Source organism: Herbaspirillum sp. CF444, assembly GCF_000282135.1.
Taxonomy (GTDB): Bacteria; Pseudomonadota; Gammaproteobacteria; order Burkholderiales; family Burkholderiaceae_D; genus Herbaspirillum.
In genome coordinates this window covers 39121-54851 of the sequence record NZ_AKJW01000035.1, presented here as the reverse complement: position 1 = coordinate 54851, position 15731 = coordinate 39121, and the positions used below count along the sequence as shown (strand labels likewise).

Below are 15731 nucleotides of genomic sequence, written 5' to 3'. Positions count from 1 at the left end.
TAACGCCATGAGAAACAGGACATGCTTTAATCCTGCCCCGGAAAAATACCTTGATGACGATCACCCTCGCCGCGTCAAAGTCACTCCGGATTCTAGAAGTCTCTGCACGTGCCAGCCATATCAATATTGAGAATAAATGCTTGCCGATATGGCAAACCATTGCCAGGCCGGCCGTTTCCCTTAGCGGATGCGGTCGCGGCTCAACGCCTCTGCCTTGACGCCGAAGCTTGCGATAGGCGCCGGCACCGGAAGACCGCGTGCCAGCGCGGCATAGGTTTCCCCTGCCGCCGGCGCGGTCTGGATGCCATAACCGCCTTGCCCCGCGGCCCAGAAAAAACCTTTCAGCGCGTCATCGAAGCCACCGACAAAACTGCCGTCGTCGACAAAAGAACGCAAGCCGGCCCAGACGTGCGACGGCCGGCGAATGGCGAGCGTCGTTGCGTTCTGGATCTGATCGATGGCGATGGCGATATCCAGCTCTTCCGCCTGAACGTCGTGCGGTTCGACCGGGTCGGCATTGGCCGGCGATCCCAACAACAGTCCCGCGTCCGGCTTGACGTAAAAGGATTCGTCGACGTTCATGAACATCGGCCAGGCAGCACTGTCATGCGCAACATCGACGGCAAAGGTGAATGCCGAACGGCGTTTTGGCACCAGCCCGATTGGTTTCGCACCGGCCATTTTTCCAACCACGTCAGCCCATGCTCCGGCAGCATTGATCACCACCGGCGCGCGGAATGTTCCTTGCGAGGTCGATACCTGCCATTGATCATCTGCGTAAGCCAGGGCAAGCACGCCGGCATCGCAAACGACCCGCGCGCCGGCGGCGCGCGCGCCACGCAAGAAGCCTTGGTGCAAGCCGTTCACGTCGATGTCGGCCGCGTCTTCCTCGTAGATTGCGCCGCCGATGTCTTCACGCCGGAGCACCGGTACGCGGGCGCATGCCTGGTCGGCGTTCAATCGTTGCACCTTGTCCGATACCGAACGCACGATCGCTTCATGGGCGTCGAGTTGGTCCAGCTGATCGGGCCGGGCGATGAAGAGCGCGCCGCGTGGCGTCAGCAACGGATGTTCCGTAAAACCTGGCGGCGGATGGTCGAAGAACGCGCGACTGGCGCAAGTCAAGGCGCGCACTTGCGGCGGGCCGTAGCTTTCCATATAGAGCGCCGCGGAACGGCCGGTGCTGTGATAACCGGGCTGGGTTTCGCGTTCCAGCACGATGACGCTGGCATGCGGCGCCAACCAGTAGGCGATGGATGCGCCGGCAATGCCCGCGCCGATGATCAGGAAATCCGCTTGCGCCGCAGCGCCGGAGGAAGAGGACGGATGATCTTGCATAGGTAGATTCCTTCTGGATAAAAGCCGGCTCAGTCGCCGAATCGCTTGCCGTGTCAATTTCCGGTGTAACGCCCGGGTCGGTGATTCATGGCGATCAACAGATTGATCGTGACCGCGCCCACTACCGATGCCGCCACCCTTTCAGACGACACCAGCAACAAGGCGCACAATACGATGCAAAGGTCGACGCCCATCAATACCCAGCCGGCACGCATGCCATAGCGATCCTGCAAATACAGGGCGACGATATTGACGCCGCCAAGGCTGGTGCGATGGCGGAACAGCGCAATGAAGCCGACGCCCATGATCAGGCCGCCAATGACGGCGACATAGAAGGGATTGAGCGTCGCGAGGGCGTGACCGGTGCCCGTGAGCAGCAGGCGCGTATGCAATTCTGAAAATATCGCAATCAGCGCTACGCCGGCGAAGGTGCGCAAGGTAAAGTTCCATCCCATGCGGCGCAAGGACAAGGCATAGAACGGCAGGTTCAGCACGAAGAAAATCGCGCCGAAGGAATGACCGGTAGCGTAGTGCAGCAGAAATGACATGCCCGCCGTGCCGCCGGTCAGAATGCCGACTTGCCTGTACAGCGCCAGGCCGAATGAGATCAGCAGAGTGCCTGCCAGCACCGCCACCAGATCTTCGAAGAAGGAATGCGGAATCGCCGCATCCTTGGCCGCATCCTTGGCTGCGTTGACGGCATGCCTGGCGGCCATGTCGCTCATGTTGAAAAATAGTCCCCGTGTGCCGCAAACTTCAGAGTGCGGCGATCACCGCGACTTCGACATCGAGCCCCGGCAGCATCAGCAGCGCCTGGACGCATGCGCGCGCCGGTGCATGGCCGGAGGGAATCCATTGATCCAAGATCGTATTGAATGCGCCGAAATGCGCCGGGCTGCTGAGCCAGACGTTGGCGCTGACGATCTGTTCACGCCTGATGTCTTGCGCACGCAGCAAGGCATCCACTTTCGCCAGCACTTCCAGCGTTTGCTGTGCAATGTCGCTGCCGGCGTGATCCGGCACCTGGCCGGAGACAAAGGCGAAGCCGTTGGCCATGACGACCTGGCTCATGCGCGTGTTGGTATTGATGCGTGCGATGGTGCTCATGATGATTTTCTCTGTTTGAAAAATGCAAGACTGCGTGTTGCAAATGCGCCGATCAAGCCGCGCCGGCGCTCTGAAACTGATGTTCAGACCGCGGGAGCGCCGGCGCTGTCTGCTGGTCCGCCCGACTGCCGCGGCGGATGGGTAACGATGGATGTGAGGTCGACTTCGCTGCGCCGGAGTTGCTGCAGGTCCGGCCGCGGGCGGCGCAATTCGTCGCTGCCGTCGAACAAACGTTCCAGTGCCGCGGCGCAGCCCAGAAGCCGGCCGTCGGCGCGGAAAGCGCCCGTCACTTGCAGGCCGAACGGCATTTGTTTGTGGTCCACGCCGCAAGGCAGCGAGATGGATGGATTGGTCGCCAGCGTCACCACATAGGTCAGCGCCAGCCAGCGGTAGTAATTTTCCAGCTCGATGCCGTTGATCTGTTTCAGGAACAGCTCGCTCCACGGGAAGGGCGAGACCGGCGTGGTCGGCGACAGGATCAGGTCGAAGTCGGCGAACTGCGCCTGAAAACGGCGGAAGATACGTGTCTGCTCGGCTTGCGCCCAGGCGCTGTCGGCCAGCGTCATGGCGGCGCCCAATTCATAATTGGCACGCGTATTCGGTCCCAGCGAGGATGGATCGCGGCGATACGCAGCTTCAAAGCCGGCGACGAAACTCTCGGCACGGATGACGTCGAAGCAGCGATGCGCCTCGCTCATGTCGACATTGATCTGTTCGCAGACTTTTACGTAGGGACGGATGGCGGCGATCTTGTTGCGGAAGACCTGGCGAATGTCGTTGTCGACATCGCAGACGCCGAAGTCTTCGGTATAGCCGATGCGCAGTTGCGACAGGTCGATGTCCGGCAAGGTCGCAAAAGGATCGTGGCCCAGCGGATAGCTCAAGGGATCGGTGAAATCCATGCCGGCCGTTGCGCGCAATTGCAGCACGGTATCGGCGACGTCGCGTCCCATCGGCCCGACGACGGAGATCGGCGTCCAGCCCAGCAACTTGCGTTCGCTGGGGACCAGGCCGGGAGACGGACGAAAGCCGACCACGCCGCATTTGGCCGCCGGAATGCGCAAGGATCCGCCGGTATCGGAACCGCTGCATAGCGGCAGCAGGTCGGTTGCCAGCGCTGCCGCCGAACCGCCCGAGGAGCCGCCGGCATTGAGCAGCGGATTAAAAGGATTGCCGGTCGCACCCCATACCGTATTGCGGCTGTTGGCGCCGGCCCCCATTTCGGGGACGTTGGTCTTGCCGGTGACGATGGCGCCGGCCGCGCGCAGCCGCGCCACCAGCACATTGTCGCGCGCGGGAATATTGCTGCGGTAGAGCGCCGAACCATAGGTGGTCAGCAATCCTTCGGTTTCCTCCAGATCCTTGATGCCGATCGGCAAGCCATGCAGCAGGCCCAGCGGCGCGCCTGCCATGACCGCCTGTTCCGCGCGTCTGGCCTCCCCGCGGGCGCGCTCGAAACAGGTCGCGGTCACGGCATTGATGCGGGGATTGAGATCTTCGATACGGGCAATGCAGGCGTCCAGCAACTCCACCGGGGAAAGCTGCTTCGCGCCGATCAATGCGCGCAGGGTGACTGCGCTTTTTTCAACGATGCTGTGGTCCGGCATAAGTATCCTCGAGATGGCTGGATGTGATCAGGCGTGCTGAGTGTAGGCAGACGATTTCAGGGTGCGGATGAACAGGCTGACCAGCACCGAGAAGCAGGCGGCGGCAATCAGGAAACCAAACGCGTAATCGTAATTGTTGAAGGCGCTGACCAGGAAGCCGATCACCAGCGGTGAAATGAAACCGGCCGACTGACCGCCCAGGTTGACCATGCCGATGCTGGTGCCGATGAGATTGGCGGGCAGCATCTTGGTTGGCAGTGCAATGCAGGTTGCCAGGACGAAGGACTTGAAGAAGTAGGCGATGCACTGATACGTGATCAGGGCGGCGATGCTGTTGGAGGTGTACATGCAATACACGAAGATCGCCGTCAATATCGAGCTGCCGATCAGCAGATAGCGTTCGCGCCCGTCGAAAAACCGTATCATCACCCAGCCGCCGATGGCCGTGGCGATGCCGGCCAGCACATAGGGCAAGGGCAACAGCAAGCCGACCGATTTCAGGTTCAGGCCGCGTTGGGTCATGAGATAAGTCGGCATCCAGGAATCCAGTCCCTTGTTGACGATGCTGAGGCCGAACCAGACTGCCACGATCTGCCACATCAGCGGCGTCTTCAGCAAAGCGCGGAAGGCCTCCTTGTTGATGGCCTTCTTTTCCGCGTCGGCCGCAGCGTCGCCCTTGATCGCCCTGACCGGCTTCACCACGAACCAGTACACCAGCGCAAACACCAGGCCGGCTATGCCGATGTAATGGAATACGTTGCGCCAGCCGAACTGGATGATCATCGGGGCAATGATCAGCGGCGCCAGCATGCTGCCGACATAGTTGGACGACATCAGCAGCGATGACATCTTGGGGCGCTCTTCCTTGTCGAAGGTTTCCGCCACACCTTTGACGCTGGCGGCGGGAAATGCGCCTTCGCCGAGACCGAACACGAAACGGATGACGACCAGGCTGGAGATCGACCACGCCAGGCCGGTAAAGGCGGTAAACACCGACCACATCAGGATCGAGATCACGATCACCGGACGCGATCCGAAACGGTCGGCGAGCCAGCCTCCCGGCAACTGCAGCAGCGAATAACCGAGGAAGAAGCTGCTCAGCAAGATTCCCAGGTCGGAAGGCTTGAGCTGAAATTCGCCGGCAATGTAGGTCGCCGCAAAGGTGATCGCAGCGCGGTCGATATAAGAAACGCACCAGCCCAGATACAGCAAGGCCAGCACCACATACTTGTATTTGCCCGTTTCTGTCGCTGCCTTCATGCTCGGTTTCCTTCCCAAATGGAATTGGCTCGCTGACGCCAAGGGCATGGTCGCGCAGACTGTCGCGACAACACCGGCATGCAGCATGGAGTCCATCCTACGATTGCCACTGGTTTGCAACAAGAACAATGTTTCGAATAATCGATTGCCGATTCGGCAAACCACTCCTAAAATGGCCGCATGACCAATACCCGTATCCTGCAAGAAACCGCCGTGCGCTACTTTCTGGAAGTGGTGCACCGGGGTTCGATCACCGAGGCGGCGCTGACGCTGAACGTGGCGTCTTCGGCCATCAGCCGCCAAATTGCCCGGCTGGAAGATGAACTGGATACGCCCTTGTTCGAGCGCGTGTCGCGCGGCATGAAGCCGAATGCGGCGGGAGAGTTGCTGGCCGCGCACGCCTTGCGCGCGCAACTGGAAACCGAGCGCATCGGCAATGAGTTGCTGGCGTTGAAAGGCTTGCGGCGCGGCGAGGTGAAGCTGGCCAGCACCGAAGGTTTCGCGCTGGACTTTTTGCCGACGGCGATCGAATTCTTCCGGCGCCAGCATGGCGGCATTCGCTTCCAGCTATCGGTCGGCAGCGCCGGCGAGGTGGCGCAGGCGATCCGCGAAGGCGCGGTCGATATCGGCCTGACATTTACCATGGCGCCGGACCGCGACATCAAGGTGGAATACGCCCAGAGCGCGCCGATTCTCGCCGTGATGCACCCCGGCCATCCTCTGGCCGGACGCAAGCAGGTAGTGCTGACGGAACTGAGCGCTTACCCGTTGGCGCTGCCGCAAAAGAACATCACCATGCGCCGCCTGATCGATGCCTGCTGCAGTCGCAGGAATCTGTTGCTGGAACCGGCGTTGAGCAGCGACTCGATCAACGCCCTGCTGGGATTTGTGCTCTCCGGCGACGGCGTGGGATTCTCGGCGGGCCTGCCGATACGCAAGCTGGTTCAGAACGGCCAGCTGGTGGCCTTGCCGATCCGCGACCGCGACATGAATACGCTGCAAATGGAAATTCAATCCTTGTCCGGACGTACCTTGCCGGAAGCTGCACGCGCATTTCTCAATACCTTGATCATGCGCGCAGGCGATGTTTAATTTCAGTCGAAATCGAATACGCCGTCCATGCCCCCATGCAGAGGCACGACTGCTTTTTCATTTGAGCTGGATCATCGATATGGTTAAACTTGAGCCGTAAGTGGACTGGCCCCATGCCGACATTTGGTCGAACGCCGTGCCCGGCTGACCGCATATTTCAAAAAACACACAATCCACTCAGGAGTCCGCATGCTTATCAAACGTTTGTTCCAGCACATCCGCTCCCTCAACGCCTGCGCGATGCCCGGCGATGGCGGTTCGGATATTCCCTTGCTGTTTCCGCTCGGGCATTTCTATTCACCGATCGCCAACACGGCCGACATCCGTGCACGGGAGGCAAAAATCTGGGCCGAAGTCGACTCCATGCCCGGCATCGATCTGCGGGTCGACAACCAGCTTGCACTGGCAAAGGCGCTCAAGCCTTATACGGCGGATATTGACTGGCCAACGGATCAACCGAATGATCCGACCCGTTATTTTTACAATAACGACCAGTTCCCGATGCCCGACGCCGAGTTTCTGTACGCAGCGCTGCAGCACTTCCGGCCGAAGAAAATGATCGAAGTCGGTTGCGGGTTTTCCTCGCTGGTCACGGCCGAAGTCAATCGCAAGTTTTTTCAGAACACGATCGAGTTCAGTTGCATTGAGCCGTATCCCCGGCAATTTCTGGTCAATGGCGTCGAAGGCATCACGCAACTGGTGCAACAGAAGGTTGAGGATGTCGATCTCGGTTTTTTTGAGCGGCTGGGTCCCGGCGATATCCTGTTCATCGACTCGTCGCATGTGTCGAAGGTCGGCAGCGACGTCAACTATCTGTTTTTCGAGGTGATTCCCCGATTGCGTCCGGGGGTGATTGTTCATATCCACGACGTTTTCCTGCCCGACGAGTACCCGAAAAACTGGATGATTGATCAGGGCCGCAACTGGAACGAACAGTATCTTGCTCGTGCATTCTTGCAGTTCAATCATCACTGGGATGTGATGTGGGCCGGGCATTTCATGGGGACTCGCTATCCGGCGGATATTGCGTCGACTTTCACGCGTCTGCCGGAACGGATCGGTCACGGCAGCAGTTTGTGGCTTCGCCGTCTGTCCTGACCTGGGTGTGACCCGGTTTGTAAAGTTTCCGGGTAAACATGGGAACGAAATACGCCCGCCTGTCGTGCCGTATCAAGGCTGTTCGCACTCAACCGAGGAGGAAATTCCTCGGCGGCGCGCCCTGTATTTCATCGACGGCGACACTTTCATCCTTGAGGCCGACGCCGGTGAGTTGCCGGCGGCTCGCCTCCTGCATCAGATAATCGAGTCTGAAGGCGGCTTCCGCATAGGACAAGCCCGCCGGACGTATGTTGGAGATGCAGTTGCGCTCCGCGTCCGCCATGCCGACGCGCGGCATCCAGCTCAGATACAGCCCCATGCTGTCGGGTGAACTCAGGCCTGGGCGCTCGCCGATCAGCACCGCCACCAGCCTGGCGCCGAGCAGGCTGCCGACTTCATCGCCGATCGCCACGCGCCCTTGCCGCACGATGGTCGGCGCAGCCTGTTTCCAACCATGTCCGCTGATCCGCTGTTGCAATGCTGCAAGGAAAGGGACGGCATGCCTTGCAATCGCCAGCGACGACAGGCCGTCGGCAATGACGATGGCGAGATCGTAAATACGATCGCTGCTCCGCCCTTCCTCCTGTCCTTCCTCCTGCCTTTGCTCCCGTCCTGCCGGCGCCAGCTCCCTCCGCGACGTATCGCTCAACCGTCGTCCCAGGTCGGGCCGCTGCAGATAGGTCTGCCGGTCGCCGGCGGCGCTGTCGAGAATGCGGCAAGCTTCCGATCCTGCAATGCCTGCGTCCGTCAGTTGCCGGCGCAACTGTTGCGCATCCAGCGCCAGATGCACGGCGTCGCGCGCCTGCGCATGCGCCAGCTGGAACGCCAGTTGCGGCGACGTCGGCAGGCTCACGCCGGCACGACCGAGCGCGATGCGCGCCGCGGTGAATTGGCGCAGCGTCTGCCAGGGATTGTCGATGACGGGAGATTTGTCGTTTGTCATGTGCGCCTCGCTGTTTGCGTTTTTCAGGGAGTCGCCATCGTCACGACAGGCGCTGCAAAGCATCGCGAAACGTCGGCGGCAAGCTTTCGCTGAGACGAAACTGCGGCTCGCTGCCGAAGATCTGCATGCGCTGCAGCCACGCCTCGAATTCCGGCGCCGGCCTGAGACCCAGCACCCGCCGAACGTATAGTGCATCGTGAAACGACGTGGTCTGGTAGTTCAGCATGATGTCGTCGGAACCGGGAATGCCCATCACGAAATTGCAGCCGGCCGTGGCCAGCAAGGTCAGCAGATTGTCCATGTCGTTCTGGTCGGCCTCGGCATGGTTGGTGTAACAGACGTCGCAGCCCATCGGCAGCCCCAGCAGCTTGGCGCAGAAATGATCTTCCAGTCCGGCGCGGATGATCTGCTTGCCGTCGTACAGGTATTCGGGACCGATGAAGCCGACCACGGTGTTGACCAGCAGGGGCTTGAACTTGCGCGCCACGGCATAGGCGCGCGCCTCGCAGGTTTGCTGGTCGATGCCGTGGTGCGCGCCGGCCGACAACGCACTGCCCTGCCCGGTTTCAAAATACATGACGTTGTCGCCCACCGTGCCGCGTCCCAGCGACAAGGCCGCGCTGCGCGACTCCGCCAGCAAGGCCAGGTCGATGCCGAAACCGCGATTGGCGGCCTCGGTGCCGGCGATCGACTGGAACACCAGGTCGACCGGCGCGCCGCGCCCGATGGCGGCGATCGTGTTGGTCACATGGGTCAGCACGCAGGACTGGGTGGGGATCTGGTAGCGCGCGATGATCTCGTCCATCATCGCGACCAGCCTGATCACCTGCGGTACATTGTCGGTGGCGGGATTGATGCCGAACACGGCGTCGCCGCTGCCGTACAGGAGTCCGTCCAGCAGGCTGGCGGCGATTCCGCTGGCGTCGTCGGTCGGATGATTGGGTTGCAGCCGGGTGGACAGCCGTCCCGGCAAGCCGATGGTGTTGCGGAAGGCCGTGACGACGCGGCATTTTTTGGCGACAAGGATCAGGTCCTGGTTGCGCATGATCTTGCTGACCGCCGCCGCCATCTCGGGTGTGATGCCGGGCGCGACCGCGCTCAGCGTCTCGCCGTCAACGTCGTCGCTCAACAGCCAGTTGCGGAAATCGCCGACGGTCAGATGACTGATCGCGGCAAACGCGCCGGCATCGTGCTCGTCGAGGATCAGCCTGGTGACTTCATCGTCTTCATACGGCACCAGTGCTTCGCTGAGAAAAACACGCAGCGGCAACGCCGCCAATGTCATCTGCGCAACCACCCGCTGCTCGGCATTGCTTGCCGCCACGCCAGCCAGCATATCGCCGGAGCGCAACGGCGTTGCCTTGGCCATCAAGTCCTTCAGATCACGGAATTGATGCGTGACGGAACCGACCGTATGACTGAATTGATACACCGACATGATTTGTCTTCCTCCATCGCGTCGCCAGCGTGCCGGCCGACGACGCGATTGTCTTCTGATATCGACCCCACTATGCCGTCAGTAGAGGCGTTGTCTTGCCGTACTTGATGCTGGTTTCGACCGGCAGCCAATTGCCGGTCGACTCTTGCCTGCCTTGCAACAGGAAACGCGGCTGCCTGGCGTCCATCTGGGCGGCGGCCAGCTTCGACAATTCACCGATCTTGCCGGTCTTCATGCGGTTGACGATCAGTCCGAAGCGGGTATCCGCGAAGTCTCTGAGCATATCGTAATCGCCATCGCTGTCGCCGGCCACAAAAATCGGGCCGTAGCCCTTGCTTGCCACCAGCTCGCTCTTGATCGCGACGGTCTTGCCCGGCCCCCAGGTCAGCGGCCAGTTTTTCAGATAGGCATTCTTGAATACGGCGCCGTCACGTTCCAGGCGCAAGCCGATGACGTTCTCACGCGAGACGTTGTAGCCGTATTTCGGATTGGTGGCGAACACGGCCACCACATCCTCCAGCGAGGCGGTACAGACATAGACATCGATTCCATGGTCGCGGAAGGTATCCATCATGCCGCCGATTTCGGTGCATAAGCGGATGCCGTGAAAGTGCGATACGCTGACCACGCCGGCCTTGCCGGGGCGATCCGCCGGACTGGTGTATTTCACTTTGGTCAACGCCGCGCCCAGGGCCGCATCGTTGGATGCCTCGGCAAGCGCCATCACCTCGGCGACGGTCATGTTGGCGAAAAAATAAATCACCCAGGGATAGCCGACGTTCACGCCATGGGTGTCGTTGACGGCTTCGTAGAGGTAATACAGCTTGGTGCGGAAGTCGAGGAACTCAGCGGTCGCGACGATTTCTTCCAACGGTTTGCTGCCGGCAAAACCCTTGTAATTGGCATGCAGGAATGCGTAGTCGGCGTCGAGATCGGCGCAAATGGAATCGAGGTCGACGACCTTGCCGGCGGCATTTTTGAAATCAGCCGTGAACGGTCCCGGCGGCACGTTCTGGCGGATGATGGCGCTGAATTCCGATGGCGTCAGCTTGAACGACAAGGTATTGATCTGATGCATCAGCAATGCTTCTTCACAGTCGTTCATGATGCTGGTGTTGTCCCAGTCGAATACCGCGTACGGCCGCTTGCCGCTCTTGTACGTCCCCGACGTATTGCCGCAGGCGGCAATCATCTGTTCAACCATCTGCCGGTTACGCGGCGACCATTTGGCGCGGTCCAGTCCTACCGGTGCGATCGGTACCGCGGCGGTTTTCGCCTGCGCAACCAACGGCGCCCCCACCATTGCCGCGCCTGCGGCGGAAGCCAGCGCACGTCCCAAAAATCCCCGTCGCGCAATTGCCGGTGCGCCAGTTTGTTGTGTCTTGTTCATGTTGTGCATTCTCTGCCTGGTGAATGAAAGTTGAGAGGAAAACCGCGGTGAATCAGTAGAACTCATCTCATTAATAATCGTGAGATGCGTTCTAGGTACTCTTGGCGAGTCCGGAAACTTCGGCGCGGCGGCCTCCGGTCATGAGGAAGTAGCCATAACCGAGCGCCAGGAAAACCAGAAAAATCAGGAAGATCAGCCAGTTGTAATAGATCATCGTCGCCATGCACACCACCGCGCCAAATAAGGCAAACGCCGGAAAGAACGGGTAAAAAGGAGCGCGGAACGGCCTTGCCAGCCCGGCTTCCACACGGCGCAACTTGAACAGGCTCAACATGCTCAGGATGTACATCAGGATCGCTCCAAACACCGACATGGTGACGATATTGGCGGTCAGCGTCTGGCCGCCGATGGTGATCAGCTCGTCGCTGTAAATCGCGGCGATGCCGACCACGCCGCCTGCCAGAATGGCACGGTGCGGGGTCTTGAATCGCGGATGCACTTTAGCGAAATAGGCCGGCAGATAAGCTTCCCGCGCCAGCGCGAAGATCTGCCGCGAATAACCGAGAATAATGCCGTGGAACGACGCCACCAGCCCGAACAAACCGAGCCATACCAGCATATGCAGCCAGTTGCTGTTGGCGCCGACGATCAGCTTCATCGCTTGCGGCAGCGGATCATTGATATTCGCCAGCTTGGTCCAGTCTCCGGCGCCGCCGGCAAACAGCATGACGCCGATCGCCAGCACGACCAGGGTCAGAATGCCCGTGATGTAGGCAATCGGGATCGACCGTTTGGGATCCTTGGCTTCTTCCGCCGCCATCGCCACGCCTTCAATGGCGAGGAAAAACCAGATTGCAAACGGTATCGCCGCGAACATGCCGGGAACCGACGCCAAGGTGAACACATCCTTGCCTGACCACCCTCCTTTGGTGAAATTGATCATGGAGAATCCCGGCGACACCACGCCCATGAATACCAGCAACTCAAAAATGGCGAGCAGCGTGACGCATAACTCAAAGGTCGCCGCGATCTGCACGCCGACGATATTGAGCGTCATGAAAACAAGGTAAGCGCCAAGCGCCGCGGTTTTTGGATCAATCGTCGGAAACTGCACATTCAGATATGCGCCGATGGCCAAGGCAATCGCCGGCGGTGCGAATACGAACTCGATCAGCGTGGCGGCTCCCGCCAGATAACCGCCGGTCGGACCGAAAGCGCGCTTGCTGTAAGCGAACGGACCGCCCGCATGCGGAATCGACGTGGTCAATTCGGTAAAGCTGAAAATGAAAGTCGTATACATCGCGGCAATGAACACCGCCGTGACCGTAAAGCCAAGCGTGCCGGCGGAAGCCCAGCCATAACTCCAGCCGAAATACTCTCCCGAAATCACCAGTCCGACGGCAATTCCCCACAACTGCAACGTGCTCAAAACCGGCTTGAGGCCTTGATGCTGGCCGGACGTCGTAGATTCCATATGAATACTCCTGTGCAATACCCGATGCGATTGATGCTGTTGAGACAAGACCAATCGGAGACGAATCGATGACGGCAGGCATAGGGTTTGCTTGTAATCGTTGTCATCGATCTTCGGATTGAATATAGCAAGGGGGAAAACAACGGCGTTATCGAAAATCGGCAAACATGCAGCATGTATGGCGCTGCGCAGAACACTGCCCTTTACATCACAGGAAAAGCCCTTGTCAGAGTCCATCCTTTCATCTGCACAATCAGCTCCATCGCCGGTGCACAGCCATGAAGCCCTGCGCACCGTTGTCGCGCATGACGTGGACGAACACGCACACAACCTGACCAATTGGGAACAGCGTTACGACCAGATCGCCGCCGGACGGTTTTGCGGCATACTCGACGAATGGCGTGCCTACGGCCTGCAGATTTTCCGCGAGCGCAGCAGCCTCGCCGTACGCCAATCCTGCTGCGTCTGGCCCGATGCTTTCTGGTTCGGTATCGAAACCGGTGTCGGCGGCATGCGCATCAATGGTCGCCAGGTCGGCGCCGGCATGATCATGACGCGACCGGGCCATCGAGAATTTGAACTGATGACGCCCGACCGGCACGAAATCCTCGGTATCGTCATCCAACGCAATATCCTGCTTGAAGCATCTGAACAGTTCGGCAGCAAAATAGAATGGTCAAAACTGGCATCGGCCGAACTGTTGCATGTCGATCAAGCCGCCTTGCATGCCTGTCGGCACCATATCCAGACGCTGCTCGATCTGGACGGCGCCGGCAACGCGCGCGCCATGCAACAAGGCAATGTCATCAGCATGCTGCTGGCGATGCTCGACACCAGCGAAATAGAAAATGAAGCCTGCACCAGCCTGGCCCGACGCCGCCGCATTGTCAACGATGCGCGCGACTATGCGATGCGCAATCAGGACCTGGCGGTGACGGTGCCGATGCTGTGCGACCATCTGCACGTGAGCCGTCGCACGTTGCAATACTGCTTTGAAGACATACAGGGAATCAGTCCGATGGCTTACCTGCGGTCATTGCGGCTGAACGGAGTACGGCGCCAGTTGCTGCATGGCCGCGCCGACGGCGCCCCCCATAGTTCGCGTATCGGCGATATTGCCGCTGCCTGGGGCTTCAGCAATTTCAGCCAATTCTCATGCGACTACAAGAAACTGTTCGGTGAGTCGCCGTCAAGCGCCGTCAAGTCGCTTGCCTGAATGCCGCCGGCGGACAATATGACGCCCCTCTCCTCTACTGCGCTGCCGACGTGCCTCTGCGTCAGGCGCCCACGAGTTTCTTGAACGTCGCCAGCACCGCGTCGCCCTTGAACGGTTTGACGATCCAGCCCTTGATGCCGGCAGCCTTGCCGCGTTCTTTCATGATCGGCGAGTTTTCGGTGGTCAGCATGATGATGTTGACGCCGGCGTTGCCGAGTTCGCTGCGGATTTTCTCTGCCATGGTCAGGCCGTCCATGTTGGGCATGTTGACATCGGACACCACCAGCTTGATGGAAGGATCGCCCTTGAGCTTGGTCAGGCCGTCGCGGCCGTCGACGGCCAGGGCGACATCCAGGCCGTTCTTCTTGAGGAAATCGCCCACTTCGGCGCGGACGGTGCTTGAATCATCGACTACCAGGATTTGTGCCATGAGATTTTCTTTTGATAAGGGTAAGAGTTAAAACAGCTCGAGCTCGCCGGTATCGCTTCCCAGTTCTTCGGCGGACACACTGAAGTCGATATCCGCGTAGGCCGATACGCACAAGCTCACGTGAAATCGTGGGGAGCCGTCCATATCGACGGCGAAATGCCGGACATGCTGGCAGTTGAGTTTTTGCAGATAGGCCGCACAGTTCTTGTCGATCACATTCGGGGTCGACATGCCGATGTGCGGAAAGAAATTACCCAGATCGCGGTTGAGGATGCCGCAGCACAGATTGCCGCTTTCGGCGATGGCGTCCATGAAGCTCTGCTCGCTCATCTCGGCCTCGTCGATATTGTTGAGACGGGCGAAATGATTGCGCGTGGCGGCATTGGGCGTAAAGTAAAACATCACCATCAGCCGAAATAAATAGGATGACACCGTCAGCACGACCATCTGCTTTTCCGGGAAGTCGCTCATGTCAGGCGGCGTGGAAATCTGCGCCTCGACGCCGGACGGCGCAAGGCTGCTCTTCAGCGACTGCGTCAGCAGCAGCTCGAAGCCGTCTTTGGCGGATTGGCTCAGCATGGACTCGGTTCCTTAAGCAGCCAGCGCTTCTTTGGTTTTCTTGTTGATCAGGTCGAGGCCGATGATGGCGCCGATGATCATCTTGCCGCCGGCCTGCAGATCCTGGAAGGTGGTGGTGGTGATCAGGTCGTTCTGGTACAGGTTGGCGCGGTAGCTCTTGGACAGTTTCTCGGCACGCTGCGCCAGGTCGCGCACTTCCGAGGCCACCACCGCAAAGCCGCGGCCATGGGCGCCGGCACGGGCCGCTTCGATGGAGGCGTTGAGCGCCACGATGATGACCTGGTTGACGATCAGCGCGAACTCGTCGTTCTTGCGATGCATTTCACGGTTGTGCGTGATCAGCACGTTCATGTCGTCGTGCCAGCGCTCGAAGGTGCGCATCAGGCCGAGCAGATTGCCGATGGTTTCCTGCGAGGCATCGCAGTTTTCCAGTACGCGCGCCATGCTTTCCGAATTGCGCGAGCTGAGCTGGGCGACGACCTGTTCGGTTTCACGCCGGGTATGCACCAGGCGCAGGTCGTTGTCGCGGCGTTGTGCTTCCAGTTCTTGCTGATGCGCATCGATGTTCTGCTGTTGCTCCTGCAGCGTCGCCTCGACGTTACGCTTGAGTACCTCGACCTGCTCCAGGTCGACCATGCGCTTCATGCGCCTGCTCTGCCGCCTGAGCAGCAAGGCCAACGGCACGCCGGACAACAGCGCTCCCAGCACGACAAACAGAATCGAATTCACCATCATGAAACACATCCTTGCAATGAAACT

General features: G+C 59.8%; 15 protein-coding genes. 3 read left to right on the top strand and 12 right to left on the bottom strand.

What is annotated here, in order from left to right:
- Positions 1-180: 180 nt before the first annotated feature.
- The 5 genes from PMI16_RS08525 to PMI16_RS08505 all read right to left on the bottom strand — a co-directional run bounded on the left by PMI16_RS08525 (position 181) and on the right by PMI16_RS08505 (position 5312).
- A complete protein-coding gene (locus PMI16_RS08525) occupies positions 181-1338 on the bottom strand; it encodes an NAD(P)/FAD-dependent oxidoreductase (RefSeq protein WP_007878500.1) in 1158 nt (385 codons plus the stop codon).
- 53 nt (positions 1339-1391) lie between these two features.
- Positions 1392-2063 (bottom strand): YitT family protein, encoded by a 672-nt coding sequence (locus PMI16_RS08520; RefSeq protein WP_007878499.1) that lies wholly within the window; start codon positions 2061-2063, stop codon positions 1392-1394.
- 31 nt (positions 2064-2094) lie between these two features.
- Entirely contained in the window at positions 2095-2445 is a 351-nt protein-coding gene (locus PMI16_RS08515) for a RidA family protein (RefSeq protein WP_007878498.1), read from the bottom strand.
- 83 nt (positions 2446-2528) lie between these two features.
- A complete protein-coding gene (locus PMI16_RS08510) occupies positions 2529-4052 on the bottom strand; it encodes an amidase (RefSeq protein ID WP_007878496.1) in 1524 nt (507 codons plus the stop codon).
- A 27-nt stretch (positions 4053-4079) separates the two neighbouring features.
- Positions 4080-5312 (bottom strand): MFS transporter, encoded by a 1233-nt coding sequence (locus tag PMI16_RS08505; protein ID WP_007878495.1) that lies wholly within the window; start codon positions 5310-5312, stop codon positions 4080-4082.
- A gap of 180 nt (positions 5313-5492) precedes the next feature.
- On the opposite strand from PMI16_RS08505, the gene PMI16_RS08500 reads away from it, so the two are divergent.
- Both PMI16_RS08500 and PMI16_RS08495 read left to right on the top strand, forming a co-directional pair.
- Positions 5493-6404 carry a LysR family transcriptional regulator gene (locus PMI16_RS08500; protein WP_007878494.1) on the top strand — a complete coding sequence of 304 codons (912 nt, stop codon included), beginning with the start codon at positions 5493-5495 and terminating at the stop codon, positions 6402-6404.
- A gap of 123 nt (positions 6405-6527) precedes the next feature.
- On the top strand, positions 6528-7502 hold the full coding sequence (locus PMI16_RS08495) for a class I SAM-dependent methyltransferase (RefSeq protein ID WP_237719823.1): 975 nt from the start codon (positions 6528-6530) through the stop codon (positions 7500-7502).
- Between the two features lie 88 nt (positions 7503-7590).
- Here the strand turns inward: PMI16_RS08495 and eutC are convergent, their stop codons facing one another.
- The 4 genes from eutC to eat form a co-directional block, all read right to left on the bottom strand.
- Positions 7591-8445 (bottom strand): ethanolamine ammonia-lyase subunit EutC, encoded by an 855-nt coding sequence (gene eutC, locus PMI16_RS08490; RefSeq protein ID WP_007878492.1) that lies wholly within the window; start codon positions 8443-8445, stop codon positions 7591-7593.
- 40 nt (positions 8446-8485) lie between these two features.
- Positions 8486-9883 carry an ethanolamine ammonia-lyase subunit EutB gene (locus tag PMI16_RS08485; RefSeq protein ID WP_007878491.1) on the bottom strand — a complete coding sequence of 466 codons (1398 nt, stop codon included), beginning with the start codon at positions 9881-9883 and terminating at the stop codon, positions 8486-8488.
- Between the two features lie 70 nt (positions 9884-9953).
- Entirely contained in the window at positions 9954-11282 is a 1329-nt protein-coding gene (locus PMI16_RS08480) for a haloacid dehalogenase-like hydrolase (protein WP_007878490.1), read from the bottom strand.
- Positions 11283-11364: 82 nt separating this feature from the next.
- Positions 11365-12747 (bottom strand): ethanolamine permease, encoded by a 1383-nt coding sequence (eat, locus tag PMI16_RS08475; RefSeq protein WP_007878489.1) that lies wholly within the window; start codon positions 12745-12747, stop codon positions 11365-11367.
- Positions 12748-12925: 178 nt separating this feature from the next.
- Here eat and PMI16_RS08470 point away from each other — a divergent pair, with 178 nt between their 5' ends.
- On the top strand, positions 12926-13963 hold the full coding sequence (locus tag PMI16_RS08470; protein WP_007878488.1) for a helix-turn-helix domain-containing protein: 1038 nt from the start codon (positions 12926-12928) through the stop codon (positions 13961-13963).
- A gap of 61 nt (positions 13964-14024) precedes the next feature.
- Here the strand turns inward: PMI16_RS08470 and PMI16_RS08465 are convergent, their stop codons facing one another.
- From PMI16_RS08465 to PMI16_RS08455, 3 genes are read right to left on the bottom strand one after another with little or no spacing between them, the layout of a single operon-like run.
- Positions 14025-14393, bottom strand: coding sequence for a response regulator (locus tag PMI16_RS08465; RefSeq protein WP_007878487.1), 369 nt, complete (start codon positions 14391-14393; stop codon positions 14025-14027).
- A 27-nt stretch (positions 14394-14420) separates the two neighbouring features.
- Positions 14421-14972 (bottom strand): hypothetical protein, encoded by a 552-nt coding sequence (locus tag PMI16_RS08460; RefSeq protein WP_007878486.1) that lies wholly within the window; start codon positions 14970-14972, stop codon positions 14421-14423.
- Between the two features lie 12 nt (positions 14973-14984).
- Entirely contained in the window at positions 14985-15704 is a 720-nt protein-coding gene (locus PMI16_RS08455; RefSeq protein ID WP_034379644.1) for a methyl-accepting chemotaxis protein, read from the bottom strand.
- Positions 15705-15731: the final 27 nt, after the last annotated feature.